General features: G+C 68.0%; 27 protein-coding genes. 7 read left to right on the forward strand and 20 right to left on the reverse strand.

Annotated features, from left to right (window positions below; genetic code table 11):
* Position 1: 1 nt before the first annotated feature.
* The 6 genes from AC5P8U_RS14030 to purM form a co-directional block, all read right to left on the reverse strand.
* A complete protein-coding gene (locus AC5P8U_RS14030; protein WP_072168187.1) occupies positions 2-823 on the reverse strand; it encodes a DUF3108 domain-containing protein in 822 nt (273 codons plus the stop codon).
* A gap of 68 nt (positions 824-891) precedes the next feature.
* The gene (purN, locus tag AC5P8U_RS14035) at positions 892-1,551 is read right to left on the reverse strand and encodes a phosphoribosylglycinamide formyltransferase (protein ID WP_334271310.1); all 660 of its coding nucleotides are present in this window, start codon (positions 1,549-1,551) and stop codon (positions 892-894) included.
* Positions 1,548-2,210 (reverse strand): DUF2238 domain-containing protein, encoded by a 663-nt coding sequence (locus AC5P8U_RS14040; protein WP_072168185.1) that lies wholly within the window; start codon positions 2,208-2,210, stop codon positions 1,548-1,550. Before AC5P8U_RS14040 ends, purN begins: the two co-directional genes overlap by 4 nt.
* A gap of 38 nt (positions 2,211-2,248) precedes the next feature.
* Positions 2,249-2,671: a hypothetical protein gene (locus AC5P8U_RS14045; RefSeq protein WP_005415569.1), complete on the reverse strand. Its 423-nt coding sequence runs from the start codon at positions 2,669-2,671 to the stop codon at positions 2,249-2,251.
* On the reverse strand, positions 2,668-3,156 hold the full coding sequence (locus AC5P8U_RS14050; RefSeq protein ID WP_005415570.1) for a hypothetical protein: 489 nt from the start codon (positions 3,154-3,156) through the stop codon (positions 2,668-2,670). Before AC5P8U_RS14050 ends, AC5P8U_RS14045 begins: the two co-directional genes overlap by 4 nt.
* A gap of 21 nt (positions 3,157-3,177) precedes the next feature.
* Positions 3,178-4,236, reverse strand: a complete 1,059-nt coding sequence (gene purM, locus AC5P8U_RS14055; RefSeq protein ID WP_111007648.1) for a phosphoribosylformylglycinamidine cyclo-ligase — start codon at positions 4,234-4,236, stop codon at positions 3,178-3,180.
* Between the two features lie 99 nt (positions 4,237-4,335).
* Between purM and AC5P8U_RS14060 the strand changes: the two genes are divergently transcribed.
* Genes AC5P8U_RS14060 through hda form a run of 3 tightly spaced genes read left to right on the forward strand, consistent with a single transcriptional unit; the run spans position 4,336 to position 7,348 of the window.
* Entirely contained in the window at positions 4,336-5,475 is a 1,140-nt protein-coding gene (locus AC5P8U_RS14060) for a DUF2066 domain-containing protein (RefSeq protein ID WP_072168183.1), read from the forward strand.
* Positions 5,472-6,641 carry an AI-2E family transporter gene (locus AC5P8U_RS14065; protein ID WP_088497774.1) on the forward strand — a complete coding sequence of 390 codons (1,170 nt, stop codon included), beginning with the start codon at positions 5,472-5,474 and terminating at the stop codon, positions 6,639-6,641. Before AC5P8U_RS14060 ends, AC5P8U_RS14065 begins: the two co-directional genes overlap by 4 nt.
* A complete protein-coding gene (hda, locus tag AC5P8U_RS14070; protein WP_053500213.1) occupies positions 6,641-7,348 on the forward strand; it encodes a DnaA regulatory inactivator Hda in 708 nt (235 codons plus the stop codon). Before AC5P8U_RS14065 ends, hda begins: the two co-directional genes overlap by 1 nt.
* Before the next feature lie 342 nt (positions 7,349-7,690).
* Here hda and murU read toward each other — a convergent pair whose 3' ends face one another.
* The 4 genes from murU to AC5P8U_RS14090 all read right to left on the reverse strand — a co-directional run bounded on the left by murU (position 7,691) and on the right by AC5P8U_RS14090 (position 11,320).
* Positions 7,691-8,401 (reverse strand): N-acetylmuramate alpha-1-phosphate uridylyltransferase MurU, encoded by a 711-nt coding sequence (murU, locus tag AC5P8U_RS14075; protein WP_072168608.1) that lies wholly within the window; start codon positions 8,399-8,401, stop codon positions 7,691-7,693.
* Positions 8,398-9,423 carry an aminoglycoside phosphotransferase family protein gene (locus tag AC5P8U_RS14080; protein ID WP_414607190.1) on the reverse strand — a complete coding sequence of 342 codons (1,026 nt, stop codon included), beginning with the start codon at positions 9,421-9,423 and terminating at the stop codon, positions 8,398-8,400. The genes murU and AC5P8U_RS14080 overlap by 4 nt, the downstream gene beginning before the upstream one ends.
* 64 nt (positions 9,424-9,487) lie before the next feature.
* Positions 9,488-9,757 (reverse strand): GlsB/YeaQ/YmgE family stress response membrane protein, encoded by a 270-nt coding sequence (locus AC5P8U_RS14085; protein WP_005415577.1) that lies wholly within the window; start codon positions 9,755-9,757, stop codon positions 9,488-9,490.
* 69 nt (positions 9,758-9,826) lie between these two features.
* Complete coding sequence (locus AC5P8U_RS14090; RefSeq protein WP_049467454.1) at positions 9,827-11,320, reverse strand: M20 family metallopeptidase; 1,494 nt, start codon at positions 11,318-11,320, stop codon at positions 9,827-9,829.
* 201 nt (positions 11,321-11,521) lie between these two features.
* Here AC5P8U_RS14090 and AC5P8U_RS14095 point away from each other — a divergent pair, with 201 nt between their 5' ends.
* The 4 genes from AC5P8U_RS14095 (at position 11,522) to AC5P8U_RS14110 (ending at position 14,672) form a co-directional block, all read left to right on the forward strand.
* On the forward strand, positions 11,522-11,848 hold the full coding sequence (locus AC5P8U_RS14095; RefSeq protein ID WP_032953992.1) for a ComEA family DNA-binding protein: 327 nt from the start codon (positions 11,522-11,524) through the stop codon (positions 11,846-11,848).
* A 352-nt stretch (positions 11,849-12,200) separates the two neighbouring features.
* Complete coding sequence (locus AC5P8U_RS14100) at positions 12,201-13,286, forward strand: L,D-transpeptidase (RefSeq protein WP_061479234.1); 1,086 nt, start codon at positions 12,201-12,203, stop codon at positions 13,284-13,286.
* Between the two features lie 17 nt (positions 13,287-13,303).
* Positions 13,304-14,029, forward strand: coding sequence for a murein L,D-transpeptidase catalytic domain family protein (locus AC5P8U_RS14105; RefSeq protein ID WP_069139006.1), 726 nt, complete (start codon positions 13,304-13,306; stop codon positions 14,027-14,029).
* Positions 14,030-14,063: 34 nt separating this feature from the next.
* The gene (locus AC5P8U_RS14110; RefSeq protein ID WP_088496716.1) at positions 14,064-14,672 is read left to right on the forward strand and encodes a HutD/Ves family protein; all 609 of its coding nucleotides are present in this window, start codon (positions 14,064-14,066) and stop codon (positions 14,670-14,672) included.
* Positions 14,673-15,167: 495 nt separating this feature from the next.
* Here the strand turns inward: AC5P8U_RS14110 and AC5P8U_RS14115 are convergent, their stop codons facing one another.
* From AC5P8U_RS14115 to AC5P8U_RS14160, 10 genes are all read right to left on the reverse strand, one after another.
* Positions 15,168-16,772 carry a sulfite reductase subunit alpha gene (locus AC5P8U_RS14115; RefSeq protein ID WP_447897376.1) on the reverse strand — a complete coding sequence of 535 codons (1,605 nt, stop codon included), beginning with the start codon at positions 16,770-16,772 and terminating at the stop codon, positions 15,168-15,170.
* Positions 16,769-17,740 carry an FAD:protein FMN transferase gene (locus AC5P8U_RS14120; RefSeq protein WP_111007906.1) on the reverse strand — a complete coding sequence of 324 codons (972 nt, stop codon included), beginning with the start codon at positions 17,738-17,740 and terminating at the stop codon, positions 16,769-16,771. Before AC5P8U_RS14120 ends, AC5P8U_RS14115 begins: the two co-directional genes overlap by 4 nt.
* A 52-nt stretch (positions 17,741-17,792) precedes the next feature.
* Positions 17,793-18,596, reverse strand: coding sequence for a DUF4198 domain-containing protein (locus tag AC5P8U_RS14125; RefSeq protein WP_088496718.1), 804 nt, complete (start codon positions 18,594-18,596; stop codon positions 17,793-17,795).
* 75 nt (positions 18,597-18,671) lie between these two features.
* Complete coding sequence (locus AC5P8U_RS14130; RefSeq protein ID WP_151355064.1) at positions 18,672-19,190, reverse strand: DUF2271 domain-containing protein; 519 nt, start codon at positions 19,188-19,190, stop codon at positions 18,672-18,674.
* Positions 19,191-19,230: 40 nt separating this feature from the next.
* Complete coding sequence (locus tag AC5P8U_RS14135; protein ID WP_088496720.1) at positions 19,231-19,869, reverse strand: PepSY-associated TM helix domain-containing protein; 639 nt, start codon at positions 19,867-19,869, stop codon at positions 19,231-19,233.
* A gap of 166 nt (positions 19,870-20,035) precedes the next feature.
* The gene (locus tag AC5P8U_RS14140) at positions 20,036-22,456 is read right to left on the reverse strand and encodes a TonB-dependent receptor domain-containing protein (protein ID WP_447897377.1); all 2,421 of its coding nucleotides are present in this window, start codon (positions 22,454-22,456) and stop codon (positions 20,036-20,038) included.
* Between the two features lie 145 nt (positions 22,457-22,601).
* On the reverse strand, positions 22,602-23,003 hold the full coding sequence (locus tag AC5P8U_RS14145; RefSeq protein ID WP_053496847.1) for a hypothetical protein: 402 nt from the start codon (positions 23,001-23,003) through the stop codon (positions 22,602-22,604).
* Between the two features lie 164 nt (positions 23,004-23,167).
* Entirely contained in the window at positions 23,168-23,845 is a 678-nt protein-coding gene (locus tag AC5P8U_RS14150) for a Fe2+-dependent dioxygenase (protein ID WP_088496722.1), read from the reverse strand.
* Positions 23,846-23,855: 10 nt separating this feature from the next.
* Entirely contained in the window at positions 23,856-24,575 is a 720-nt protein-coding gene (locus AC5P8U_RS14155; RefSeq protein ID WP_072168620.1) for a tetratricopeptide repeat protein, read from the reverse strand.
* Between the two features lie 68 nt (positions 24,576-24,643).
* Entirely contained in the window at positions 24,644-26,935 is a 2,292-nt protein-coding gene (locus AC5P8U_RS14160; RefSeq protein ID WP_447897378.1) for a TonB-dependent receptor, read from the reverse strand.
* Positions 26,936-26,961 lie beyond the last annotated feature (26 nt).

The following is a 26,961-nucleotide window of genomic DNA, read 5'->3' on the forward strand; positions in this document are numbered from 1 at the left end:
CTCAGACTCCTTGGTACTCGATCAGGCGCAGATCGACGCGGTCTTCGCCGTCTTCGCGTTGCAGGATGCGCACCGGGGTGGGGACACCGTTGGCGATCCAGAGGATGGTCTCGTTGTTGCCGCCGTTGGTCCGGTAGACCCGCAGCGCGTTGTAGGACAGGTCGCCGACCTCGACATTCTCGGTCTGCGGCGCGGCCTGGTAGTCGTGCTGGCGGACCTTGCCCATGTCCACGTAGCGATAGTGCATGGTGGCGCCCGGGCGGGCATCACGCATGATCGCCAGATTGATCAGCAGCGCGCTCTGGTCGCCCGGCTGCAGCGCGATCGGTTGCGCACGTTCCTTCTTGACGTCGCCGCTCCACTGCGCGGTGCCGGCCTGCCAGTTGTACGTGCCGACCGCTTTCTTGCCCAGGAACAGGCCCTTGCGCACCGTGCTCTGGCTGAGCGGCGCATAGACGCCGCTGCGCTCTTCGAACACCGTGCTCTGCTCGATGTTCAGGCCCAGCACGCTGGCGAAGCCGCGGCGGCCGACCACCTGCATGTCCACCCGCCACTGGTTGCCGCCGGTGTGGGTGACCTGCATGCTGGCGTCGCCGGCCTCCTTGCCTTTGTAGAAGGCCTGGTAGGTCGCGGTGAACGGCTGCAGCGGCGGCGGCTCCCAGGCCAGCGCCGGGGGCATCGGCACGGCCGGTTCTGCGGGCGGCTGTACTACGGGCGCCGGCTGCGCAGGGGCCGCAGGCGCTTGCACCTGGCCCCAACCCACGCCGGGAAGCACGACAAGCGACAGCAGCAATGAAGTGGACAGCAGGGTCGTGGTCTTCATGGAGGACAGGAGCTGCAGGAGGGGGGCAGGATGCCAGCCCCGCAGTCAGCGGGGCGTGTGCGTGGGCGTTACCGGTTCAGGTTCCCGGCGGAATCTAGGGCCAGTGGGCTAAACAGGGGGTGACCGTCCAGGTGCGGCTGCCCCTCCCGTTCAGTCAGGCGGCCGGCGCACAGCAGCTGGAGGGTGGCGATCAACAGGGGATGCTCCACCGCCAGCACGCGCGCGGCCAGGCTGTCGGCGTCATCGCCGGGCATCACCGGTACCCGTACCTGGGCCAGCACGGCGCCGGCATCCAGTTCGGGAACGACCAGATGCACGCTGGCCCCGTGCTCGGCATCGCCGGCGTGCAGCGCCCGCGCATGCGTATCCAGCCCTTTGTGCAGTGGCAGCAGGGAGGGGTGGATGTTGACCAGGCGGCCATTGAAGCGCTGCACGAAGGCTGCGCCGAGAATGCGCATGTAGCCGGCGCAGACGATCCAGTCCGGCGCGACCGCGGCCAGTGCATCGCCCAGGGCCTGCTCGTAGGCGGCGCGGTCGTCGAATTCCTTCGGCGCATGTGCCCAGCGCAGGCGTGCACCGACCCGTTGCAGCGCGGCGGCGGCTGGGCGGTCGGAGAACACGCCGACAACCTCGGCGGGCAGGCGGCCGTCGGCAATTGCATCAAGGATGGCCTGCAGGTTGCTGCCGCGGCCGGAGGCGAGCACGGCAATGCGGGTGGGCGTGGTCATTGCCGGGCACTCCGGCGGATCAACGGCCAGCTCAGCAGGCTGCCCACGGTCGCCAGCAGCATGTCGGCATGCGCGTCCCACATGTCGCCCTGCTGCCCGTTGTAGGCCTCGGCGGCGTCGGGCGAAAGGGCCAGTGCGATGGCCCACTCGAACCACTCGTAGACCAGGCTGGCGCACATCACTGCCATCACCGCCAGGGTGAAAGCCTGGCCGCGGCGCAGCGCCGGCCAGGCATGGCGTGCCAGCTGCAGCAGCGCAGGCGTGAAGCAGACGCCGAACAGGAAGTGGATAAGCCGGTCGAAATGATTACGCTGCCAGCCAAACGCCACATTCGGCGACCAGCCGGTCAGCGTCTGCGCCCATGCGTCGTAGGGCACGTTCGAGTACAGCCAGCGCGCAGCCACGCAGTGCAGTGCAATGAAGCCGCAGATCGCGATGAAGGCACCGTTGCCCAGCCAGCCACCCCGGCGGTCGACCCATAGCAGTGCGGCCAGCCCGATCACGGTCAGGGTGCTGTGCAGGGCCTGCTCGGTGGGCCACAGCGGGTGGATCCAGCTGATCGCGAACACCGCCAGCACGGCGGCGAAGGCCAGCTTCTTGGGGCCCGTGAAACGGGAAGCGGCAGGCGAGGCGGTCGTGGAGAGGGCAGGCGCGGACATGGGGAGTCGATCAGGGGAGGGGGCGTCTGCCGGCAAGCTCAGACGCTGAGATGGTCGCCACGGTCGAACAGTGCGGCCATGTCAGGCTTGGACAGGAACACCCAGGCATAGGCGGTCAGGGCCATGCCCAGCGGGCCAGCCAGTACCGCCAGCCAGGCCGCGCGCTGGCACCAGGCCAGCCCGGTGCGGCGCGACAGCAGGCGTGCGGTGTGCAGCTGCACGACGCCAAGCGCGGCAGCCAGCAGCGAAATGACCCCGTACACCGTGGCCAGTACCGCGCCATCGGCCAGCCCGCGTGAGCTGGCGACCAGGCCGATGAAACCGAGGAATGCCAGCGCGGCCATCCAGTGGAAAACCGCCAGCGCGTAGAACAGCACCTTCAGCGTCTGCAGGTGGCTGGCCAGCTGCAGCTGCGCCAGGGTCTGCTGCGGCAGTGGCGGTGGTGCGCCGGGTGTCGTCATGTCGTTGCACCCCTTGCATCGAAGGCGGCCTTGACCTGCGGGCGCAGCAGCGTAACCAGGGTGAATACCCCCAGAACGGTGCCCAGCGGCGCGCACAGGCAGAGCAGGCCGGCCACGATCAGGCACAGCAGGTGGCGACGACGCTGGGCCAGGCAGCGTCCGGCCTGGATGACGAATGCGGCCATGCCCAGGCCACCGGCGACGAACACGGTCCCCAGCACCGTGAACACCCAGCCGAACAGGCGCTGTTCGGCCGGCGACGAGGGCTGGCCCCCGGAGTTCATCGGCAGATGGCCGCTCAGCGCACTGATGCCGAGCACGATGTACAGAATGAAAAACAGCGAGAGCAGCGCGATCAGGCCGCCGAACACGTAGTGCGCGATGGACAGCGCGCGCAGGTGGTCAGCGTCCTGCCTGCTGAAGACCGGCACGGCCGCCAACGGCGGCGGTACCGGGGTGGGTGCCAGGGGGGGCGTTGCGTCCATGCGGGCTCCTCGGGGTCGGGTTCAGCCGATGCGGACGCGCTCGGCGCCTTCGGCGGTGACCACCTGGCCGATGGTCCAGTGCTCCAGGCCCTGCGCCTTGACCGCCTCGGACACCGCAGCCACCTGGTCCGGCGCGACGATCAGCACGAAGCCGATGCCGCAGTTGAAAGTGCGCCACATCTCGCTGTCGGCCACCGCGCCTTGCTTCTGCAGCCACTGGAATACCGGCGGCAGGGTCCAGGACGAGGCCTGGATGTCCAGGCCGAGGCCGTCGGGCACCACGCGGATGATGTTCTCGGTCAGGCCGCCACCGGTGATGTGGGCCATGCCGTGGATGGCGTCGCCGTGCGACTTCAGCAGCGACAGGATCGGCTTCACGTACAGGCGGGTCGGTGCCATCAGCGCATCGACCAGCTTCACGCCACCTTCCAGTTCCAGGTCGGCCGGGCGGCCGGCGCGGTCGTAGATGCGGCGCACCAGCGAGTAGCCATTGGAATGCGGGCCGGACGAGGCGATGCCGATCAGCACGTCGCCGGCGGCCACGCTGGCGCCGTCCTTCAGCTCGCTCTTCTCGACCGCAGCGACCGTGAAGCCGGCCAGGTCGTACTCGCCCGGGGCGTACATGTCGGGCATTTCAGCGGTTTCACCGCCGATCAGCGCGCAGCCGGCCTCGGTGCAGCCGTTGGCGATGCCGCCCACCACCGCTGCGGCGGTGTCGATGTCCAGCTTGCCGGTGGCGAAGTAGTCCAGGAAGAACAGCGGCTCAGCGCCCTGCACCAGCACGTCGTTCACGCACATCGCGACCAGGTCGATGCCGATCGTATCGTGGCGGTTCAGCTGGTGGGCCAGCTTCAGCTTGGTGCCCACGCCGTCGGTACCCGACACCAGCACCGGCTCGCGGTATTTGTTGGACAGGTCGAACAGGGCGCCGAAGCCGCCCAGGCCGCCCATCACTTCCGGGCGGAAGCTGCGCTTGACCAGGGGCTTGATCCGCTCGACCAGCGCGTTGCCGGCGTCGATGTCGACACCCGCGTCACGGTAGGTGAGGGGGGAGGGGGCGGAAGACGGGGTGTTGGTCACGGGCGTCGGCGCTGGCAGGGGTTGAACGAGCGATTTTAACAGGCCGCATTGGCGCAAAGGCCGTATTCGGGCAACAATTCCCCCGGATTCGTCGAGCCAATGGATGTCCTGATGCGCCGCAGCCTGATTCTGACCCTGCTCCTTGCACTGAGCCTGCCGGTGGCCACGATGGCCCAGAGCGGCCTGCGCACCGAGGGAGATGTTGCCACCGCCTCGGGTGCGTACGAGGCCGAAGTGCCCGTCAACAGCCAGGCCGAAGCCGATCGCAACGGCGCCCTGGCCCGTGCCCTGAGCGTGGTGCTGGGCAAACTGTCGGGCGACCGCAACGTGATGTCCCGCCCCGGCGTGGTGCAGGCGCTGCGCAACGCCAAGGACTACGTGGCCAGCTACGACTACAAGCAGGACCAGAGCGTGGGCGCCAGCGGCGCGCCGAGCTTCAGGACCCTGCTGGTGGCCCGCTTCCGCGAGGATGACGTTGACTCGCTGGTCTCGGCGCTGGGTCTGCCGCTGTGGCCGCAGCCGCGGCCGAAGCCGGTGGTGTGGTTGGCCGTCGACGACGGCAGTGGCCCGCGCCTGGTCAGCGTGCAGCAGGCCAACGCCGCCCGCCCGCTGCTGAACCGCGCCATCGAGCGGGGTTACAAGCTCGGCCTGCCCAGCGGCGGTGCCGCCGAACAGGCGCTGGCCGGTGCCATCTGGCGCCAGGACAGTGCCGCCGTGGCCCGCGCCTCGTCGCGCTACGCGCCGCCGATGCAGCTGATCGGCAAGCTCTACCGCGCCAACGGCGGCTGGCAGGCGGACTGGGTGTTCGTCGACAACGGCCGTGAGCTGAACAAGTGGACCAGCAAGGACGCCAACGCCATGCGCGCGATGGCCGCCGGTGCCGACGGCGCCGCCGACGCGCTGGTCAGGCGCTATGCCAAGGCGGGTGCCGCCGTCGGCCAGGCCGGGACCTACCGCGTGGTGGTCACCGGCATCAACAGTGCCGACGACTACCTGCGCCTTGCCGCCGGGCTGCGCGAGGTGCCGGTGGTGCGCAATGTCACCCCGCTGCACGCCTCGGCCGGCCAGCTGGAGCTGAGCCTGGAGATGACCACCGGCCTGGCCGGCTTCAACCGCATGCTGGGCGACAACGGCGTGCTGGTGCCCAGCGCGACGCTGCCGGCCCTGCCGACCCCGATCGATGACACCACCGGTGCCCCGGTGGCCGTGCCGGTCAGCAACGAGTACCGTTTGCGATGACCCTGACCCCGGAAGCCGAAATCGCGCAGTTCCTGCGCCGCCTGAAGTACATCCTGTTCGCCGGCCTGGTCGGCTGGGTGGTGTGGCTGCTGGCACCGATCCTGACCCCGTTCGTGCTGGCGCTGGCGCTGGCGTGGCTGGGCGACCCGCTGGTGGACCGCATCGAGGCCACCGGCCGTTCGCGCATGACCGGCGTGGTGCTGGTGTTCGCGGCGATGGTGCTGGTGATCGTGGCGCTGCTGCTGGTGCTGGTGCCGATGATCGAGCGCCAGATCACCACCCTGATCGCGGTCGCGCCGCAGGCACAGGCGTGGCTGATGGAGAAGGGGATCCCCTGGTTCGAGCAGAAGACCGGCCTGGAAGTGATGCAGTGGCTGGATCCGGACCGCCTGATCGAATGGGTGCGCAGCCACTGGCAGCAGGCCGGCGGCTTCGCCACCACATTCATGGGCTACGTCTCGCGTTCGGGCTTTGCGATGGTGACCTGGGTGGTCAACATCCTGCTGCTGCCGATCCTGGCGTTCTATTTCCTGCGCGACTGGGACAAGCTGGTCGAGCGGGTGGCGTCGGTCATTCCGCGCAACCAGATCGGCACCATCAGCGCGTTGGCGCGCGAGTCCAACGAGGTGCTGGGCGCGTTCATCCGCGGACAGTTCCTGGTGATGCTGGCATTGGGCGTGATCTATGCCGGCGGCCTGACGCTGGTCGGCCTCAAGCTGGGCTTACTGATCGGCCTGATTGCCGGCCTGATCAGCTTCATACCGTACCTGGGCGCGACCACTGGCGTGCTGATGGCGGTGATCGCGGCACTGGTGCAGGCGCAGGGCTTCGACCTGAAGCTGCTGATCCTGGTGGGCGTGGTGTTCACCGTGGGCCAGCTGCTGGAAAGCTACGTGCTGACCCCGCGTATCGTCGGCGACAAGATCGGCCTGCACCCGGTGGCAGTGATCTTTGCGGTGATGGCCGGCGGCCAGCTGTTCGGCTTCCTCGGCATGCTGCTGGCGCTGCCGGTGGCGGCGGTGACCAATGTTCTGCTGCGCTATGCGCATCAGCGCTACCGACAGAGCGAGCTGTACGTGGGCGAGAAGCCGGCGATCGTGCTTGATGGCGTAGTGGACGCCCCCCATATCATCGTTCCGAACGACAAGGGCCCCGACCTGAAGTGATGGGTGTGCCGCAACTGCCGCTGGCCCTGCATTACCCGCGGGACCAGCGCCTGGAGACCTTCATCGGCGCGCCGGATGGCGCGCTGGCGCAGCTGCGCGCGATCGCGGTTGGCGCCAGCCACGACTGGGTCTACCTGGAAGGTGCGGCGGGAACCGGCAAGACCCACCAGGCGCTGGCGATGTGCTCCAGCGCCGAGCAGGCCGGGCGCTTGCCGACGTACGTGCCACTGGCCAGCGCCGCCGGCCGCGTTCGTGCAGCGCTGGATGGGCTGGACGCACGCGAACTGGTGGCGCTGGACGGGCTGGACGAGGTTGCCGGCAATCGCGAGGACGAGATCGCGCTGTTTGATTTCCACAACCGCGCGCGCGCTGCAGGTGTAACCGTGCTGTACACGGCGCAGAAGGCGCCGGGCGAGCTGGGCCTGGTGCTGCCGGACCTGCGTTCGCGCCTGGGCCAGTGCGTGCGCGTGCTGCTGCAGCCGCTGGATGAGGAAGGTCGTGCTGCGGTGCTGCGCGAGCGTGCACTGCGACGCGGCCTGGCCATCGACGAAGCGGCCATCGAATGGCTGCTGTCGCACACCGGCCGTGAGCTGGGTGGATTGATCACCCTGCTGGACTGGCTGGACCGCGAATCGCTGGCGGCGAAGCGGCGGATCACCGTGCCGTTCCTGCGCCAGGTGCTGGAAGAAGGCCGGCCTCGTTACTGAGGGCGGGGTTTGTTGGCAGGGCTGCGCCCTGCACCCGCAGAAGCAACGTCAACGTCAAAGGCTGGCTTCCTGAGGGGAGGCGGGGTGGGTCAGGTTGCGGGGGACGGCGCAAGTACGTCCATGTAGCCTCGATCGCGCCATCCATGGCGCTCACGCCCCCGCAACCTGAGCCACCCCGCCTTCGACAGGTTCCCGCGATCTGCCGGGACTGCGTACTGCACTGCTGACTGTTGACTGCTGTTGGTGGGTGACGACCGTTGGTCGTCACCGGAGCAAGCGCAGCGAAGCGACCCGCTTTTGCTTTTCTTTCCTTTCTTCCGTGGGCGTCCAGCCACGAGGGGCTCAGCCGTTCGCCGCCAGCTCCACATCCAGCGCGCGCAGGCGATCCACGGTCCCGACATCGGTCCAACGCCCCCGATGGTGCTGCCCCGTCATCAACCCCTGCGCCATGAAATGCTTCTGCAGCGGCACCACCGAGAACCTCGGCGGCAGCCGCTCGCTGCCCGGCGCATCGCCGATCACCGCGCGCCAGTCGGCCACGATCGAGGGGCGGTACACGCCGATGCCGGCATAGGTCAGGCATGGCCCTGCGCGGTCGTGGTGCAGCAGGCCCTGTGCATCCAGCCGATAGTCACCGTTCGGGTGCTGAACCGGATTGTCGACCAGCACCAGATGTGCCTGGCCCTGCGGCTCGCGCGGCAGCGTGGCGAAATCGAAATCGGTCCAGATATCGCCGTTCACCACCAGGAACGGGGCATCGCCCAGCACCGGCAGTGCATTGAGGATGCCGCCGCCGGTTTCCAGCGGGGTCTGCCCTTCGTAAAGGAAATGCAGGCGCAGGCCCCACTGGCTGCCATCACCCAGCGTCGCCGGGAACTGCTCGGCCAGCCACGCGGTGTTGACCACCACCTCGCGCACGCCGAGCGCTGCCAGGCGCTCCAGGTGCCAGACGATCAGTGGCTTGCCGGCCACTTCCAGCAGCGGCTTGGGTGTGTGCAGGGTCAGCGGGCGCATGCGCTCGCCGAGCCCGGCGGCAAAGACCAACGCCTTCATCGGGCCACGCGCATCGGTGCGCCCAGTTCGGCCAGCGCCGGCTTGATGCGGTTTTCCAGCAGCTGCTGCAGAGGCGCCAGCTCGCGATAGCGTGGCAGCACTTCATCCAGATAGCCGATGAAGCGCGGTGCGTCGTCCAGGTAATGGCCCTTGTTGTCGCGGTAGCGCAGGCGGCAGAACAGGCCGAGGATCTTCACGTGGCGCTGGATGCCCATCCAGTCGGCATCGCGTAGGAAGGTGGCGCGGTCGGGCACCGGCAGGCCGGCGTCGCGCGCGCGTTCGTGGTACTGCGCCAGCCACGCGTCAACGCGCTGCAGCGGCCAGCTCAGGAAGGCGTCCTTGAACAGGCTCACCGCGTCGTAGGCGATCGGGCCACGCACCAGGTCCTGGAAATCCAGCACCGCGGGGCCGTCGTCGACCGGCATCAGGTTGCGCGGCATGTAATCGCGGTGGGTCATCAGCTGGGCCTGGCCCAGCGCGTTGTCCATCAACCGGCGATGCACCAGCTGCAGCCCCTCGAGCTCACCGCAGTCCAGTTCCAGGTTCAGGTGACGCTGCAGGAACCATTCGTCGAACAGGCCGGCATCGCGCTGCAGCAGCGCTTCGCCGAACTGGCCGAAGTCGGCCGGTACCGGAATCGCCTGCAGGCGCAGCAGCTGTTCGATCGAGCGGCCGAACCATTCATCGGCATTGCGCTCGTCGAGGATCCTGGCCAGGGTCGGGCCGCCGAGATCTTCCAGCAGCAGGAAGCCGGCCTCCAGGTCCTGCGCCAACAGTGCGGGCACGCGCAGGCCGTGGTCGTGCAGCAGGCCGCGCATGCGCAGCCACGGCCGCGGATCTTCCAGCCCCGGTGGGGCGTCCATCACGATGTGGCTGCCACGGGTGCTGGTGGTACGCCAGTAGCTGCGCATGCCGGCATCGACCGAAGCGCGCTCGACCACCGCGCTGGCATCGTCGAGCTGGGTACGGGCCCACTGCAGGCGCCGCGCGCTGCGCTGGGGATCGGAGGCGGGTTCGGTCATGCGGGCATATCCGGGCGCGCCGGGCGCGCCAACGTCGGGAACAGGAGGGGAAGGAGGTACGGGGTCAGCGGCGGCCGCTGAACAGGCGCAGGACGGCCAGCACGGCCACCGCGCCCACCACCGCACCGAGGAAACCGGCCGGTTCGCCGGGGGCGTACCAGCCCATGTACTGGCCGAACCAACCGGCCAGCAGTGCACCGAGAATGCCCAGCACGATGGTCAGCAGGCAGCCCATGCGGTTGTTGCCGGGCATGAAGAAACGCCCGAGCAGGCCGACGAAGAAGCCGACCAGCAGGATGTACAACCAGCTGCTGCTGCCGAACAGACCATTCATGCGCGCGGATTCCGCTTGAGTGTGGACGCAGCCTAGCAAGGCCAGGCTGCGTCCGTCACCGGTGCCGGATCAGCAGCAGCCGTGGTCGCCGTGGCGGGTGCCGCTGTCGGCAGCCACCGGCGAACCGCTGGTCTCGCCACGCAGGCTGGCGGCGTAGTGCTCGCTGATCACCTTGGACACGCAGGCGGTGACCTTCTTGCCCATCGGGATGTGCAGGAACTCGTTCGGGCCGTGCGCATTGGAGTGCGGGCCGAGCACGCCGGTGATCATGAACTGCGCACCCGGGAACTTCTCACCGAGCATGCCCATGAACGGGATCGAGCCGCCTTCGCCCATGTACATTGCCGGCTTGCCGAAGAAGGCCTGGCTGGCGTCCTCGATGGCCTGGGTCAGCCACGGCGCCATCGCCGGGGCGTTCCAGCCGGTAGAGGCCTTTTCCAGGTCCAGGGTGACCTGCGCGCCGTTCGGCGGATCGCGCAGCAGCGCTTCCTTCAACAGTTCGCCGCAGGTCTTGCCATCGGCGGTCGGCGGCAGGCGCAGCGACAGCTTCACCGAGGTCTGCGGGCGCAGCACGTTGCCGGCCGATTCCAGCGGCGGCATGCCGCCGACGCCGGTGACCGACAGGGCCGGGCGCCAGGTGCGGTTGAGCACCAGCTCGGTCAGGTCCTCGTTCATCGGACGCAGGCCGTCGACCATCGGGAACTTCTCGAAGATCTCGGTATCGACCACTTCGGCGGCGCGCTTGGCCTGTTCCAGGCGTTCGGCCGGGATCTCCACGTTCATGCCGTCGATCAGGATGCGGCCGGTGTCCTGGTCCTCGATGCGCGACAGCAGCTGGCGCAGCAGGCGGAAGCTGGACGGCACCACGCCGGAGGCATCGCCGGAGTGCACGCCTTCGTTGAGCACCTTCACGGTGAAATTGCCGCCGGTCAGGCCGCGCAGCGAGGTGGTGCACCACAGCTGGTCGTAGTTGGCGCAGCCCGAATCCAGGCAGACCACCAGCGACGGCTTGCCGATGCGGTCGGCCAGGTGGTCGACATAGGCCGGCAGGTCGTAGCTGCCGGACTCTTCACAGGCTTCGATCAGCACCACGCAGCGCGCGTGCGGCAGGCCCTGGGCCTGCAGCGCCAGCACCGCGGCCAGCGAGCCGAAGATGGCGTAGCCGTCGTCCGCACCGCCGCGGCCATACAGCTTGTCGCCACGCAGGACCGGGGTCCACGGGCCGAGATCGTCGTCCCAGCCGGTCATTTCCGGCTGCTTGTCCAAGTGGCCGTAGAGCAGGATGGTGTCGTCACCGGTCTCGGCGCCGGTGGCCGGAATTTCCAGGAAGATCAGTGGGGTACGGCCTTCCAGGCGCACCACTTCAACCGTCAGGCCGGGCAGCTGCTGGGCCTTGGCCCAGTTCTCCATCAGGGTGACCGCCTGTTCCATGTAGCCGTTCTGCACCCAATTGGCGTCGAACATCGGCGACTTGTTGGGAATGCGGATGTAGTCGACCAACTGCGGGACGATTTCGCTGTCCCACTTGTCATTGACGAATTGGCCGAGCTTGGCGCTGTCCATCTGATACTCCGGTTGCATGGGCTGTGATCGCGCCATTCTACGCCTGTGCCGCGGGTAGGGTTTTTCCTACATCACGTCGGGTATTTGGCTGGCTTACGGAAATCCGGGAAACCGATAGGCTGTGCACATGTGGTGACGGACACTGTTCCTGCCGACGGGATTGCCGGTCGGGGCGGCCAGAATCACAGGGAGATACACGTCGTGCCTTGGAGTGTCGTGTTGAGGGCACTGGTGCTGGTAGTGGGGATCGCTGGGGCGCATGCCGCCGAACCGATCGACATCAACCGCGCCGATGCGCAGGCGCTGCAGCAGGGACTGACGATGGTCGGGGCCGCCAAGGCCGAGGCGATCGTCGAGCACCGGCGCAGACACGGCCCGTTTCATCGCGTCGAGGACCTGGCGCAGGTGAAGGGGATAGGGAAAGCGATCGTCGAACGGAATCGACAGCGGATCACCGTAGGCAACAGGTTGTTGCCGGCGGATCCGGTACCCGGATCGGTACCGGTGCGGACCGTACCCAGGCGCTGACAGCAGGAATCGTCGGAACCGGCAGGAGGCTGGTTCACCGGTCGCGGACAGGAAGGCCGTGACCACCGACCGCCGCAGGACGCGGCATCAATCACCAGGATGGTGGCATCACAGACCTGTGGAAGGGGCTGAGATACAAACAGGACAGACGCGGCCGCGTGCAGGATGCAACGCTACCCCCACAGCGCAGGATGCGAGGGGGCGGCAGCAGGCCGACAAGGACGTAACGATTGCCCGGTACGACACATGGCTGTGTCGCCGGGCAGTTTCATTTCCGGCGCCTGGTTTTGCCGCGGCCACCACGGGCCGATGGTGTACGTTGGCCGCTCTGCATGGAAAGGACCCCCGCTGGATGCTTCCGCACCGCCCCACGACCCTGATGCTCGCCCTTGCACTGGCCCTGCCGCTGCTGGCCCATGCCGCTGCGACGACACCGGCTGCCAAGCCCGCAGCTGCCACCGCCGGCACCGCCGAGGTGCGCGGGCCGACCGACCTGAAGCCGGGCGAATACCTGTGGCATCCGGAAATCTCGCCGACCGGCCCGATCGTGCTGGTGGTCAGCCTCGATGAGCAGCGTGCCTACGTCTACCGCAACGGTATTGCCATCGGCCTGACCACGATCAGCTCGGGCAAGGCCGGGCACGAGACACCGACCGGCGTGTTCACCATCCTGCAGAAGGACAAGGACCACAGGTCCAACCTCTACAACAGCGCGCCGATGCCGTACATGCAGCGGCTGACCTGGGATGGCATCGCCCTGCATGGCGGCAGCCTGCCCGGGCATCCGGCCTCGCACGGTTGCGTGCGCCTGCCGCAGGCCTTCGCGCAGAAGCTGTTCAGCGAAACCCAGCGTGGCGATACCGTCGTGGTGGCCGATGCCAAGAGCTCGCCGATGACCCTGGCCTATCCGTCAGTGCTGGCGCCGGTCAATGCACGCGGCCAGGCCCTGCCGGAGACGGAGGGTGGGGCGTCGGCACAGGCCTGGTGGAACGACAGCGCGGCGCCGGCCGGGCAGGTCGGCATCCTGGTCAGCCTGCATGACCAGCGCCTGTACGTGCTGCGCGATGGCGTGATGATCGGCGAGTCGCCGCTGAAGGCCGACGCGCTGCCGGCCTTCCAGGGCACCACCCTGTTCGTGATGGGGCAGGGTTACAGCGATACGCCCAGCCCGCTGGACGCGAACCAGCGCCTGCACCAGTGGACGGCCTACCCGTTGCTGGGCCAGGACCGTGCCCAGGCCACGCCGGACCTGCTGGCCACCCCCTCGCTGCCGATGGCGCTGCCGGCCGAGTTCGCCCGCCAGCTGTACCGGGTGCTGGTGCCAGGCACGACCCTGCTGGTGACCTCGCTGCCGGCGGTCCGCCCAAGCCCGGCTGAATCCGGAATGCAGCCGGTCTTGGAATCCGAGCCGCCAGGGTCCACCCTCAAGGGCAACTGAGTCCCTTCGTTGTGCCCATGACTGCATCCCGCCTGTGCCGGCTGGCCGCGTTCGGCCTGCTGGCGACCTCGGCCAGCGCCCCGGCGCTGGCACAGACGCCCGCCCTCGCCACCAGTGCCGATGATCTGGCTGCCTTGCTGTCGCGCAGTGCGCCCAAGGCCGACCGCCACGTGTTGCAGCTGGCGGCGCACGCCATGCGCTGTGCGTTGCAGCGGCCGGAGCTTGGCATCAACGGTGATCGACTGAGCGTTATCGATTACTCGCGGCCGTCCACCGAGCCGCGCCTGTGGGTGTTCGACCTGGCCCACCAGCGCCTGCTGTTCGAGGAATGGGTGGCGCATGGCCGCAACAGCGGCGAGAACCGCACCGAGCACTTCTCCAACCGCGATGGCAGTTTCATGTCCAGCCTCGGCGCGTTCACCGCGCAGGAGACCTACATGGGCGGCAACGGGTATTCGCTGCGCCTGGCCGGGCTGGAACCGGGCTTCAATGACCGCGCGCGCGAACGCGCGATCGTCATCCACGGCGCGCCATATGTGAACCCGGCCACCGCGCAGCTGCAGGGGCGGCTGGGCCGCAGCCTGGGCTGTCCGGCGGTGCGCCTGTCGGTGGCCAAGCCACTGATCGATGCGTTGCGTGGCGGCACGATGGTGTTCGCCTATTACCCCGACCAGGACTGGTTGAAACACTCGCAGCTGCTGGCCGGCGGGTGCGGCGGCCAGGGCACGCTGGCCACGCGGTGATGCACGATGGCGCGCGGCGTGATGCAATGCGCCGATGAACGTCGACTCCCTGCTGCACACTCCGAGCCAGGTCATCTCCCGCCTGGACTACCGCCGCGAACGCTGGCGCAACGGCCTGGGCTGGACGCGCGAGATCCTGCGCCTGCCTGCGCAGGGCGACGACTGGGCGCTGCGCCTGTCGGTGGCCGAGATCGAGCTGGACGCGGCGTTCTCCGCGTTTCCCGGCGTGGAGCGCGAGCTGGTGCTGCTGCAGGGCAATGGCGTGCGCCTGCGCTTCGAGGATGGCCGCGTGGCCGAAGTCCTGCCGCCGCATGGGCGCGTGCGCTTTGCGGGCGAGGAAACGCTGCACGGCGAACTGGTCGACGGCACCACCCACGACTTCAACCTGATGTGGAAGCGCGACCTGCTGCAGGCCGAACTCCTGCATCGGCCGCTGGTGGGCTCGATGTTCTTCTTCTGCGAACCAGGCGTGGCCTGGGCGCTTTACCTGTTGGCCGGTCATGCCGAATTTGGGGCTGACAGCGGTCTGCCGCCGATGCACGCTGGCGATACCGCGTGGTTGGCGGCCGGTGAACGGCAAAGGCATGCGTTGCAGGGCGGGGGCGAGTTGCTGGCGATCCGGGTCAGTGCGGCGGCGGGATGATTCCTCGGCGCCGGTGGGCGCTATCCACGCATGGCGTGGATCTACGGGTGTGCGATTGCCACGCTGCCCGGACACGCCGTTCAGTAGATCCACGCCATGCGTGGATGGCGCCACCGACACCGCGTCATGGTGCGAACCAAGGTTCGCACCCATCAGGAGGCAGTTCGCACGCATTGACGCCGTTCAGTAGATCCACGCCATGCGTGGATGGGGCCTCCGACATCGCGCCATGGTGCGAACCAAGGTTCGCACGCATTGACGCCGTTCAGTAGATCCACGCCATGCGTGGATGGGGCCACCGACACCGCGCCATGGTGCGAACCAAGGTTCGCACCCACCAGGAGGCGGTTCGCACGCATTGACGCCGTTCAGTAGATCCACGTCATGCGTGGATGGGGCCACCGACACCGCGTCATGGTGCGAACCAAGGTTCGCACCCACCAGAAGGCGGCTCGAACCCGCTGTAGATCCACGCCATGCGTGGATGGGGCAACCTCAATACACATCGCGCCGGTAACGACCGGCCAGCAGCAGCGCTTCCTTGCCTGCGGCGCCCAGCACCTGCTCGATCACCCCATCCACGGCCGGGGCCATGCCCTGCAGGCTGCCGCAGACCAGGATCGTCGCGCCGTCATCCACCCACTGCCGCAGCGTTGTTGCTTCGGCCAGCAGCCGGTCCTGCACGTAGCGATGCGCACCGCCATCGCGGCTGAACACAGCATCCAGCCGCGCCAGCGTTCCGCTCGCCAGCATTGCCTGCAGCTCGTCGCCGAAATGGAAGTCGTGTGCAGCGGTGCGCTCACCGAACAGCAGCCAGGTGCGGCGTGCGCCCTGCTGGGCACGTTCGTGCAGGTGGGCGCGCAGGCCGGCGATGCCGGTGCCGTTGCCGATCAGCAGCAGCGGCACATCGGCGGGCACGCCATGGAAATTGTCATTGCGGCGCAGGCGCAGCTGCACCGGCTCGCCGATGGCCACGTGGTCGCACAGCCAGCCGCTGCCGATGCCAGGCGTGCCGTCCGCGCGCAGCTGGCGACGCAGCAGCAGCTCCACCGCGCCGTCGGCCATCACCGAGGCGATGGAGTACTCGCGATGCGGCAGCGGCTGCAGGGTCGCCAGCAATGCGGGCAGATCACCCGGGGGAACCAATGAAGGCAGGTGCGAGCGCGCGACGCGTGTCAGCAACGTCTGCCCGTCATCCAGCACCCTGTCCGCATCGAAGCGCTGTGCGTCCAGCCAGGCACGCACGGTGTGCGACGCATGCTGCGGGCCGATCTCGGCGATGTCGCCGGCCTGCCACTGCACATCTGCGCCGGCCGGTGGCCGCAGGCGCAACCAATACACTGGACCGCCGGGGCTGCCCGGGTTCAGATGTTCGCGCTGCAGCAGCGTCCACGGCTGGTATTCGGCCGGGCTCCAGTCGGGCAGTTCACTGGCGCCGCCGCCGAGTTGTCCCAGCAGCTGTTGCCAATGACGAAGCGCTGCCGGATCGGCGTTGTCGACCTCGATCGCATCGAACAGCGGATGCGCGCCGTGCTGGCGCAGCCATTGGTCAAGCTGGTGGCCGAATCCGCAGAAGTGACCGTAGCTGCGGTCGCCCAGTGCGAGCACGCCGTAGTGCAGGTGCTGCAGTGAAGGCGGCGAGACCATGACATCGCGCAGGAACGGCAGCGCGTGGTCAGGCGGATCGCCTTCGCCGGTGGTGCTGGCGATGAACAGCGCGCGCTGGCTGTCGGCCAGCAACGCGGCGTCGACGTCGTGCAGACCGCGCACGCGCACCGGCACGCCGGCACCACGCAATGCCTCGGCACTGCGTTCGGCCAGGTCGCGGGCAAAACCGGTCTGGCTGGACCAGACCAGCAGGATCGGCGCGGTGTCAGCGGAGGCGGCATCGTCGCGCGGGCGCCCACGCCACCACAGTGCGGCGCAGGTCAGCGCATACAACGCCGTAGCGAGCACCGCGATCTGCGACTGCCGCGCCGGTGGCGCGCCCTGCCACCAGGCTTCGCCGAGATGCAGGCGCAGCAACGCCGAACCGATCAGCGCCAGCAGAAGCAGGACCAGGGCGTTGCCGAGCCAGGCGCGTGACGGCCGGGTGCTCATGCATCCTGCTCGTCGAGCAGGCGCTGGAAGGCGCTGCTAAGGAACTCCCGCGCGCCGTCCGCTGCACGCTGCAGGTAGCGTGCAGCCAGGCCTTCGCGCTCGGCCAGTGCCATGCCCTGTTCGCGACCAAGGACGGTCAGTGCGGTGGCCCAGGCATCAGCATGCATCGCGTCGTCTGCCACCACGGTGACCGCTGCGGCGACCTGGCGCACCGGCCTGCCGCTGCGCGGGTCGAGGCTGTGGCTGTAGACCTCGCCATCGGCCTGGTACTGATGCCAGCGATCGCCGGAGGTGGCGACCGCCTTGCCATCCAACGCCAGCACCCGCAGTGGTGTTTCGCTGTGCGCGTCTTCTTCGGGTGCGGATTCCACCAGCACGCGCCAGGGATGGCCATCCGGTTTGCGGCCGTAGCCGGCCAGCTCGCCGCCGACTTCAATCAGCGCTGCCGCAATGCCTTGCTCACGCAGCCAAGCCGTAACGTGATCGACGCCGAAGCCCTTGGCGATCGCCGAGAGATCCAGTTCCAGTCCACCCGGTTGCAGCAGCGCATCGCCCTGCCACTGCAGGCGCCGCCAACCGCAACGCTCACGCGTGGCCTGCAGGGTAGCGTCGTCGGGCGGGCGGCGTTCGCCGGCGTGTGCACCGAAGCCCCACAGCGCAACCAGCGGACCGATGGTGGGGTCAAAGGCGCCGTCACTGGCGGCAGCGATGGCGTGTGCGCAGGCCAGAACGTGGCGGGTCTCGGCCGGCAGCACGCACCATTGGCCAGCGTTGGCGCGGTTGTAGCGACTCAGGTTCGAGCCGGGCTCCCATGTGCTCATCTGCGCCACCACCGCATCCAGCCGCGCCTGGATGCCGGCATGCAGTGGATGCAGGTCGCGCTGGCGCGGCGCGACCAGCGACACGCTCCAGGTGGTGCCCATGGTGGTGCCGCCGAGGCGGGCGATGTCGAGCTGGGGATCAGTCATGGTGATGCGTCGTGGCGGCGATGCCGGGGTGTGCCCGGCATCGTGGTCCACATCACTGCGGCAGCACTTCCAGCGTGGCGACGTAGCTCAGGCGGCGCTTGGCGGCCTGCTTCACCGAGGTCTTGTTGTCTTCGGTGCCGGTTTCCAGCCAGTACATGCCGGCTTCCGGCCAGGTCACCTTGATCTCGCCCTTGGCGTCGCTGGTGAGCTTCAGTTCGTCCTGTGCGTTGCGGTAGCGGGTGGCGCCCCGCACGATCTCGAACTCCAGGCCAGCGGTCGGCTTGCCATCGACCAGCACGCGGAAGGTGGCTTCCTCGCCGGCGAACAGGTCGTTCGGGTGGCCGACAGCGACCAGCTCGATCCCCCGGTTGGTCGGCTTCAGCGCGGTATCGTTCGGTGCACCGTTGGTGACGAAGGTCTCCACGCGGCCGATCGACTGGCTCAGTTCCAGCTTCTTCGCGTCCTTGGGCAGTTCGCCAAGGGTCGCCACGCTGCCGCGCCAGCGCTTGCGCTCGCCGTTCTGCTCGTAGGTGGCGAACAGGCCGTCATTGACCGAGGCGATGCGGTAGGTGCCCGCCTGCTTCAGTTCGATGTCGAACACGCTGCGGTACTTGCCGGTGGTCGCGTTCTGCGGCTGCACGGTGCTGCCGTCCGGCGCGGTGATCACCAGCGATTCCAGTCGCAGCGGCACGTGGTTGAAGTAGAACAGGTCGTTGGAGACCGCACCGTCGACGGTGATCCACGGTGCGTTGCCGGCGATCACGGTCTGCGAGGGCAGCAGCCAGGCCTTGTGGGCCAGGGCGGAGAAGGGAAGGGCAGCGGCCAGGGCGGCGGCGAGGACGAGCGTGCGCTTCATGCGGAAGACTCCAGTGGATGCGGGGTGATGCGGCAAGGAGAAGGGGATTACGACTTAATCCCCTCCGTCCCCTTTTCAGGGTTTGACGGACAGGGTGACCTGACCCAGTTCGGTGGCGCCCTGCGCCTTGCCGCTCTGCGCGGCGGTGGCCGGCCAGGTGAAGGGGATCTTCAGCAGTTCGCGGCCGCCGACTTCGCGCACCGCCTCCACCACCAGGGTGTAGTTGCCCGGGGCCAGCTGCTTCAGTGCCGGCTGCCTGTCGCTGAACGACAGTGTGTGCTTGCCGGCCGGGCGGGTCGGGCCGGTCACGCCGTCCACCGGCACCTGCAGGGTACGGCCACTCTTGCGCCACCACTGGCGCAGGTCGGGCAGCCACTTGGTGCCGTGGCCCTCGCTGTTGCTGGTCTGCTGGTACCAGACCGACAGGTTGGCCGCGACCTTCTGGTCGGCGCCTTCCAGCCACACCGCCACATACGGGCGGTGGTACTCGGCCACGTTGAGCTTGGGCACTTCGACGTTGATGTCGAGGGTGGTGGCATAGGCCGGCGAGGTGGCCAGCAGGCCGCTGAGGGCGATGGTCAGGGTGACGCGCATGGGGCGGCTCCGGAGGAACGGATGGAATTCACGGTGGAAGTCAGTGGATCAGCAGCAGGGCGATCAACAGCGGGATCATCAGGCCGAGGCCGACCAGCGGCCAGGTCATGCGCCGTTGCCGCGCATGCAGGTGCAGCAGGAACAGGCCGGTGATGCAGAACACCAGGCAGGCCACGGCGAACAGGTCCAGGAACCAGCCCCATGCGGGGCCTGCGTTGCGGCCCTTGTGCAGGTCGTTGAGGTAGGAGACCACGCCGCGCGAGGTCGATTCGTACTCCACCGCGCCGGTTTCGCGGTCGATGCTCAGCCAGGCGTCGCCACCGGGGCGCGGCAGCGACAGGTAGATCTCCTCGGCCGACCACTCGGCCGGGCGGCCGCCGATGGCGATGCCCAGCTGCGTGTCCAGCCAGTGCCGGGCCGGGCGCGGAATCGGCGCGTTGCCGTCCTCGCGCGTGCCCAGCTGGCCCAGCAGCTCGGCCGGCAGTTCCAGATGCTGGTTCTGCACCTGGGGTTTGGCCTCGATCTTCGCGGCATGGTTGAGAGTCAGGCCGGTCACCGCGAACAGCAGCATGCCGATCAGGCACACCGCCGAGCTGATCCAGTGCCACTGGTGCAGCGTCCGCAGCCAGAAGCCACGGTTCTGTTGCTGCTGCACGGTGGAAAGGGCGGGACGGCTCACGGCACGGTTCGAGGCGGACGGGGACTGCCCATTACATCATTGATGAGAATAGCTCGCAATTGCGTATCGTTCTGTATCCCGGAGCTATTTCGGGTTGCCGGCCAGCGGCCGGCACTACCGATCGGTGGATCCACGCCATGCGTGGAGCAGGAGCAGGGCGCGGCGATCAGAACTTCGCGTTCAGCGAAATCCAGTAGCTGCGGCGCTGGTCCTTGGTCGCATAGTCGTCCACGCAGTTGAACTCGCTCTGGCTGATCAACAGGCACGACTGCGAGACGAAATCCTTGTCGAACAGGTTGTTGACCCGTGCGTTCACCGTCAGCCAGGGCGTGGCCTTCCAGCTGCCACCGAGATGGAAGATCGTGTAGTCCTCGTAGTAGCGGGTGTGGCTGGCGCCGTTGGCGTCCAGCAGCGTGTCGCGGTAGCGGTCGTAGCGGCCCTCGCCGATCAGCGACAGGCTGACCGCTTCGTTGACCTGCCAATTGAGGCTGGCGTTGGCCATGTGTTTTGCCGGCATGGTGCCGCTGATCGGCAGCCCCTTCTGTGCGCCACTGGTCTGCTCGCTCCTGGTCCAGGTGTAGTTGCCGCGCAGCTGCAGGGTGTCGAGCAGGTCAACGTGGGCGGCCAGTTCGGCACCCCGCGTTTCAGCCTTGTCGATGTTCACGCTCTGGGTGAAGGTGCTGTAGCCCAGTGCGGCCCAGCCCGGGCCGATGTCCACGCAGTAGCCGCTGCCGGCGCGCGCCACTTCGCAGTTGGGGAAGGTGCCGCCGCTGGCGATCTTGTCTTCGAACGTGTTGAAGAAGCCGGTGACGTTGAAGCCCCAGCGCTGGCCCTCGTAGTAGGCGGCCAGCTCGTAGTTGGTGCTGGTTTCAGGCTTCAGGTTCGGCGAACCGACCAATGGCAGCACGCCCTGGCCACCGAAGCCGGTGATGCCCGGGAACAGCTGGTCCGGTCGCGGGGTCTTGTAGCCGGTGCTGACGCCGCCCTTGAAGGTCCACGCATCGCTGGCGTTCCACACCAGGTAGCCACGCGGGCTGACGTGGCTGCCGAACACGTTGTGGTCGTCGTAGCGCAGGCCGAAGGTGGCGGTGAGGGTGTCGGTCAGCGCCCAGTTGTCCTCGGCAAACAGCGCCCACATGCGGTGTTTCTGCTTGACGTTGCTGCGGTAGCCGGCGCCATCCATGCCAAACACACCGTCGACCATGTCAGTGTTGTTGTACTGGCCACCCACCGTCAGCTTGTGCGCGCCGAAGTCCAGGTCGAGCATCGTGTCGAGCACGTAGCCTTCCAGTTCCATGCTGCGCAGCGGGCGCGGCAGGAACGCCTGCAGGCGCGCCGTCTCACTCGGGTTGAGGGCGGCCAGGGCGTTGCCTCGGCTGGCCGCACAGTGGTTGGCGGCGCCAGTGCGGCGGCAGACGTCATTCCACAGCGTCTGCAGGTTGGCACGCTCGTCCAGGGTCAGCGGCAGCGAACGACCCAGGTTGTTGCTCTTGCTGTGGGTCAGTGAGGTCTGCCAGGTGCCGAAGCCGTAGCGGCCCTGGTGGGTCAGCGACAGCTGATCGCGCTCGTAGCGCTGGTAGGCGGTGTAGCCCACGCGCGGCTGCACCACGCGACGGGTGACGGTGCCGCTGCCGTTCGGGTTGGGAATGATCGCATTGCCGACGCGCCACAGGCTGGCCAGGCTGTCGAGGGTGCCGGTCTGGCCTTCGCTATTGTCGTATTTCTGCCGCGACACGTCGTAGTCCAGCCACAGTTCGTGATCGTCGTTGATGCGGAAGTCCAGGCGCACACCGGTGTTCCAGTTGGTGTTGGCGATCGACTTGCCGCCACCGCCGAAGCCGATGCTGCGCTCCCACGGCGTACCGTCGGGAAGGGTCAGTGCACCCCATTCCGGGTTCGAGGCCTTGGCATCGTAGTAGCTGCCGCGTACCGCCAGGCTGAGGCGATCCTTCAGCAGTGGGCCGCTGAGGTAGAGGTCGGTGGTGCGCGCATCGCCGAACTGGTCGTCCTGCTGCACGGTGAAGCCTTGGGTCACCGAGCCGTGCCAGCTGTCCTGGTTGCGGCGGGTGATGATGTTGATGACGCCGCCCATCGCGTCGGAGCCGTACAGCGTGGACATCGGCCCGCGCACGACTTCGATGCGTTCGATCGCCTCCAGTGGCGGCACGTAGGCGAACTGGCCGCCACCGAAGTTGTTCGGGTAGATCTGGCCGACATTGCTCTGGCGACGGCCGTCGATCAGCACCAGGGTGTACTCGGACGGCAGGCCGCGCATCGACACGGTGGCGCGGCCGTTCTTGTCGGTCGCTTCCAGGCCCACGTCGATGCCTTCGACGTCGCGCAGGGCGTCGACCAGGCTGGTATACGGGCGCTTGCTCAGTTCCTCGCGGCTGACCACGCTGATGCTGGCCGGGGCATCGATCACCTTCTGTTCGAAGCCGGAGGCAGTGACCACCACCTTGTCCAGCGTCTGCGGTGCGCCGGCGGCGTCACCGTGGGCGAAGGCGGGGCTGGCGAAAGCCGCCAGCACGGCGCTGGTCAGCAGGGTACGGGACAGGGACGAACGGACACGATGGCGCTGGGCCATGGCAGTTACCTCGAAGGATGCAGGGTGGCGCGATGCCGTGCGCGAAGGGCGCGGCAGGCACGGAAGGCCCGGTCAGGGGCGGCAGGGATGAAGCAGACAGCGGCGTGCAGGCGCGACCGCGCAGGCGGTCACGCCAGGCCGTGGATCAGGCGAGCGGCGGCGCCTGGCCGCGTTGCTGGCGGCGCCCGGGCGCATCGGCCCAGGGCGTGTCCGGAGCGGCCAGCGGCCAGTCCGGGCGCACGCCGGGCATGGCCGGCGTGGCGGGTACGAGTTCGAGTTCAGTGCGCAGCCAGTGGCTGGCCAGCAGCAACGGCGGGTGTGCCTGCTCGGCCGCTTTCACCGGGGTGGCGGCACAGCGGCGCAGCTTGGCCGGCGCCTCTTCCTGCAGGGGGCTTTCGCCACCGCGCTCTTCCAGCGGCATCTGCATGGCCATTCCGGCCTGGGCCTGTGGCAGCAGTGGCAGGGTGCCCAGCAGCAACGCCAGCATCGCCACCCATGCCAGCAGGCTGGCCAGCGCCGGACGCTGGCCGCGCATGGCGGTGCCCATCTTGCGATGGATGAGTGGGCGAGGGCGAAGCGGACGCAGCACGCAGGGGTCCCCAAGGGTCTGCCGGCAGCGGCCGGCATCAACGGGGCGTGATTGTAATGAGAGCCGTTAGCTGTTGCAAATGAGAATGATTGCCAAAATGCCGCAGGCCGGCCCGGCAAGGCTCAGACTTCGCTCCAGCGCCGCAAAAGGTTGTGGTACACGCCGGTCAGCTGCAGGATCGCCTCGGCGTCGCCGCCGGTCTGCCGCAGGCGCTCGATCGAGCCATCCATTTCCCACAACAGGCGGCGCTGCACGTCGTCGCGGATCATGCTCTGCACCCAGAAGAAAGAAGCCACGCGTGCGCCACGGGTAACCGGCCGCACCTGGTGCAGGCTGCTGGACGGGTACACGACCAGGTCGCCGGCCGGCAGCTTCACTTCGTGCTCGCCGTAGGTGTCGCCGATGATCAGCTCGCCGCCTTCGTACTCCTCGGGCGCGGACAGGAACAAGGTGCAGGAGATGTCCGAGCGCAGCTGCTCGCCATTGGCCAGGTTCATCACCGCACCATCGACGTGGTAGCCATAGGCGCCGCCACCGCTGTAGCGGTTGAAGCGCGGCGGCAGGTACTTCAGCGGCAGCGCGGCGCTGAAGAACAGCGGGTGCCGGGCCAGCGCGACGAGGATGATCTCGCCCAGTTCGCGGCGTAGCGGCGAGGCCTCGGGCAGCTGCTGGTTGTGCTTGGCCTGCGCGCCCAGATGGCCGACGGTCTCGCGGCCATCGGTCCAGTCGGCGGCATCCAGTCGGCGGCGGAAGTCGGCCACCTGGTCGGCGCTGAGAATGTCGGGGATGTGCAGCAGCATGCGGGGCTCCTCAGAGGGACGGCGGTGCGACCAGGGCGCGCACCTGCGGATGCGGCGACGCGGCCAGTTCCGGCACGATGTGCGCCATGAACGCCGGGCTGCCGTGCGCCAGGGCGAGCCGTAGCCAGTGCACGGCCTGCTCGACCTGGCCGGCGTGCAGCAGGATCGAGGCGTAGTTGGCCTGGCCGCGGAAATCGCCGGTCTCGGCCGCGCGCCGGTACCAGCCCAGGGCGGCCTGCGGATCGCGCTCGATCTCCAGGCCGTCTTCAAGGTGGCGGGCCAGCAGGTTCATCGATTTGGCATGGCCCAGGTGCGCGGCACGGGTGTACAGGGCCAGTGCCTGCGCGCGGTCCTGGGGCACGCCGCGGCCGGTGGCCAGCAGGTTGGCCAGGTTGTACAGGCCCCAGTCCAGCCCGGTGTCGGCCGCGCGCCGGTACCACACCGCGGCCAGCGTGGGATCGGGCGTGGTGCCCTGGCCCAGCTCATGGCAGCGGCCGAGCATGTTCATCGCCATCGGCGCGCCGTTGTTGGCGGCGGTTTCGTACCAGAGCAGCGCAGCCGAGGCGTCCTGCGCGGTGCCTTTACCTTCCATGTGCATCTGCGCGAGCAGCAGCTGCGCCTCGACCTGCCCGGCCTGTGCGGCGTCGCGCACGCGTGCGAACGCAGCCTGTGGATCGTGCTGGAGCAGCTCGGCCAGGGCGTCGCTGTCGATGGGGGTACGGGTTGCCATGGGGTGAGTATCGCCGGAAACAAAAACGGCGGCAGGAGCGCCTGCCGCCGTGGTGGAGCGCGGTTACATCAGAACTTGACGTTCAGTGCCAGAGTGGCCGAGCGACCCGGGGCGATGCTCGCGTAGTGCGAGGCATAGGCCTTGGTGAAGTAGGTCTTGTCGGTCAGGTTCTGCACGTTGAGCTGCAGGCTGATGTTGTCCTGGATCGCGTAGCTGGCCATCGCGTCGAAGCGGGTGTAGCTCGGGATCCACTTGGTGTTGGCGACATCACCGTACTGCTTGTCCGAGTAGAACGCGCCGGCGCCGAGGGTCAGGCCGATCGGGAAGCGGTAGGTGGTCCACAGGTTGGCGCTGTGCTCGGCAGTGTTCGGGAACACGTTGCCGTTGTACGGCGACGGCACGTACACGTTGGACGGGCAGGTGCGGCCCACCGGTGCGCCACAGACGAAACCGTTGTCCTTCAGTTCCGAGTCCAGGTAGGTGTAGCCGCCGTACAGGCTCCAGGCGTCGGTCAGCTGGCCGGTGAAGCCCAGTTCGAAGCCGTTGATCTCCTTCTTGCCGGCGTTCTGGCTGGTGCCGTTGTCGACCGTCACGCGTGCGTTGTTCATCACGGTGTGGAAGATCGCTGCGGTCAGGTTCAGGCGCTGGTCGAACAGGTCCCACTTGGTGCCCAGTTCGAGGTTCTTCGTGTCCTGCGGCTTGAGGTCGGCCACGGCGGCGCTCAGGCCGTCCGAACCGTCACCACCGTCCATGCCCGGCGGGGTCGAGGAGGTGCCCCACGACAGGTAGATGCTGCCGTTGGCGGCCGGCTTGAACACCACACCGGCCTGGTAGTTCAGGAAGTCGTTGCTGTTGCGCACGCGGGTCGGTGCCTTGCCGGCCACCGGGGTGGTCAGGGTGGTGCGGAAGTCGTCGTAGCGCAGGCCGAGGTTGATCATCCACTGCTCATTGAGCTCGATGGTGTCGAACACGTAGGCCGAGGTGGTCCTGGTGCGCTGCTCGACGTCCAGTGCCTTGTCGCTGCGGTACACCGAATGGGTGGCTGCCCACGGATCGCGCGGATCCGGATTGGCGAAATCGGTGCAGTTGTAGCCGGTGGCCGCGCCGGTGGTCGGGCACTTGCTGTTGCCGGTGAGCGGGTTGCTGGTGCCCGGGGTCATCAGATAGCTGCCGCGGGTCATCTTCTCGTCGCTGTACTCCACGCCAGCGCTGTAGCTGTGCTTGAGCGCGCCGGTCTGGAAGGCACCGGTCAGGCCCAGCTGGTCGGCGAAGCTCTTGACGTCGACGGCGCGGGCGTTGGTACGGCGCCACAGGGTACCGTAGTTGTTCGGGTTGCCCTGGCTGTCGTCCGGCTGGGTCCACAGGTAGTCGTTGCTGGTGTTGCCCAGGCGCGCGATGTTGCGCAGCTTGTGGCCGCCGAAATCGTAGCTGGCATCCAGCGTGCTGATGTCGGCGCGGGTGCGCTGGAAGTCACGGTCGACCAGGCCGTAGTAGTTGTTGCGGTCCGGCACCATCGGGCGGCCGTCGACCCACTTCGAGGCCGGCGCACCGTTCGGGTTGCCGTAGGGGAAACCACCGGCGTCCGGCAGGTCATCGCTCTGCATGTGGTAGTGGCTGGCGATCAGCTGCGCCGGGCCGTTCAGGCCGAATGCAATCGACGGCGCGATGCCCCAGCGGCTGACATTGGCGGCGTCGCGGCCAGCGATGTCCGATTCGTGCTTCATCAGGTTCAGGCGCGCGGCGATGCCGTCGCCCAGGACGTAGTTGGCGTCCACGGTGCCGCGTGCGTAGCTGTCGGTACCGATGCCCATGCTGGCGTTGGTCTCGTTCTTCAGCTTCGGCGTCTTGCTCACCAGGTTCAGGCTGCCACCACCGGAATCACGGCCACCGTAGGCCGAGCTCGGGCCCTTGACCACTTCCACCTGCTCCAGATCGAAGATCTCGCGGGTCTGCGAGCCGACGTCGCGCAGGCCGTCGACGAAGACGTTGCTCTGCGAATCGAAGCCACGGATGAAGGGGCGGTCGCCGGTCGGGTTGCCGCCTTCGCCGGCACCGAAGGTGATGCCCGGCACCATGCGCAGCGCATCCTGCAGGTTGGTCGCACCGGTTTCGGCGATCAGCTTCTCCGACACGATCGACACTGACTTGGGGGTGTCCAGCAGTTCGGCGGTGAACTTCGGCGAGGACGGATTGAACCAGCTGCCGCGCACCTGCACCTTGTCCAGGTCGGTGGCCTTGCTGGATGCGGCATCAGCGCTGTCGGCAGCCTGCGCGGCCAGCGGCGCGAAGCCTGCGGCCAGGGTGGCGGTGGCGAGCAGGGAAACGCGCGGGGCGTGCTTGCGGGACGTGATGTGGGTCATGGCTTTGGGTAGTGGCGTGGATCGGG

Source organism: Stenotrophomonas sp. YJH_SMC_81, from assembly GCF_059370875.1.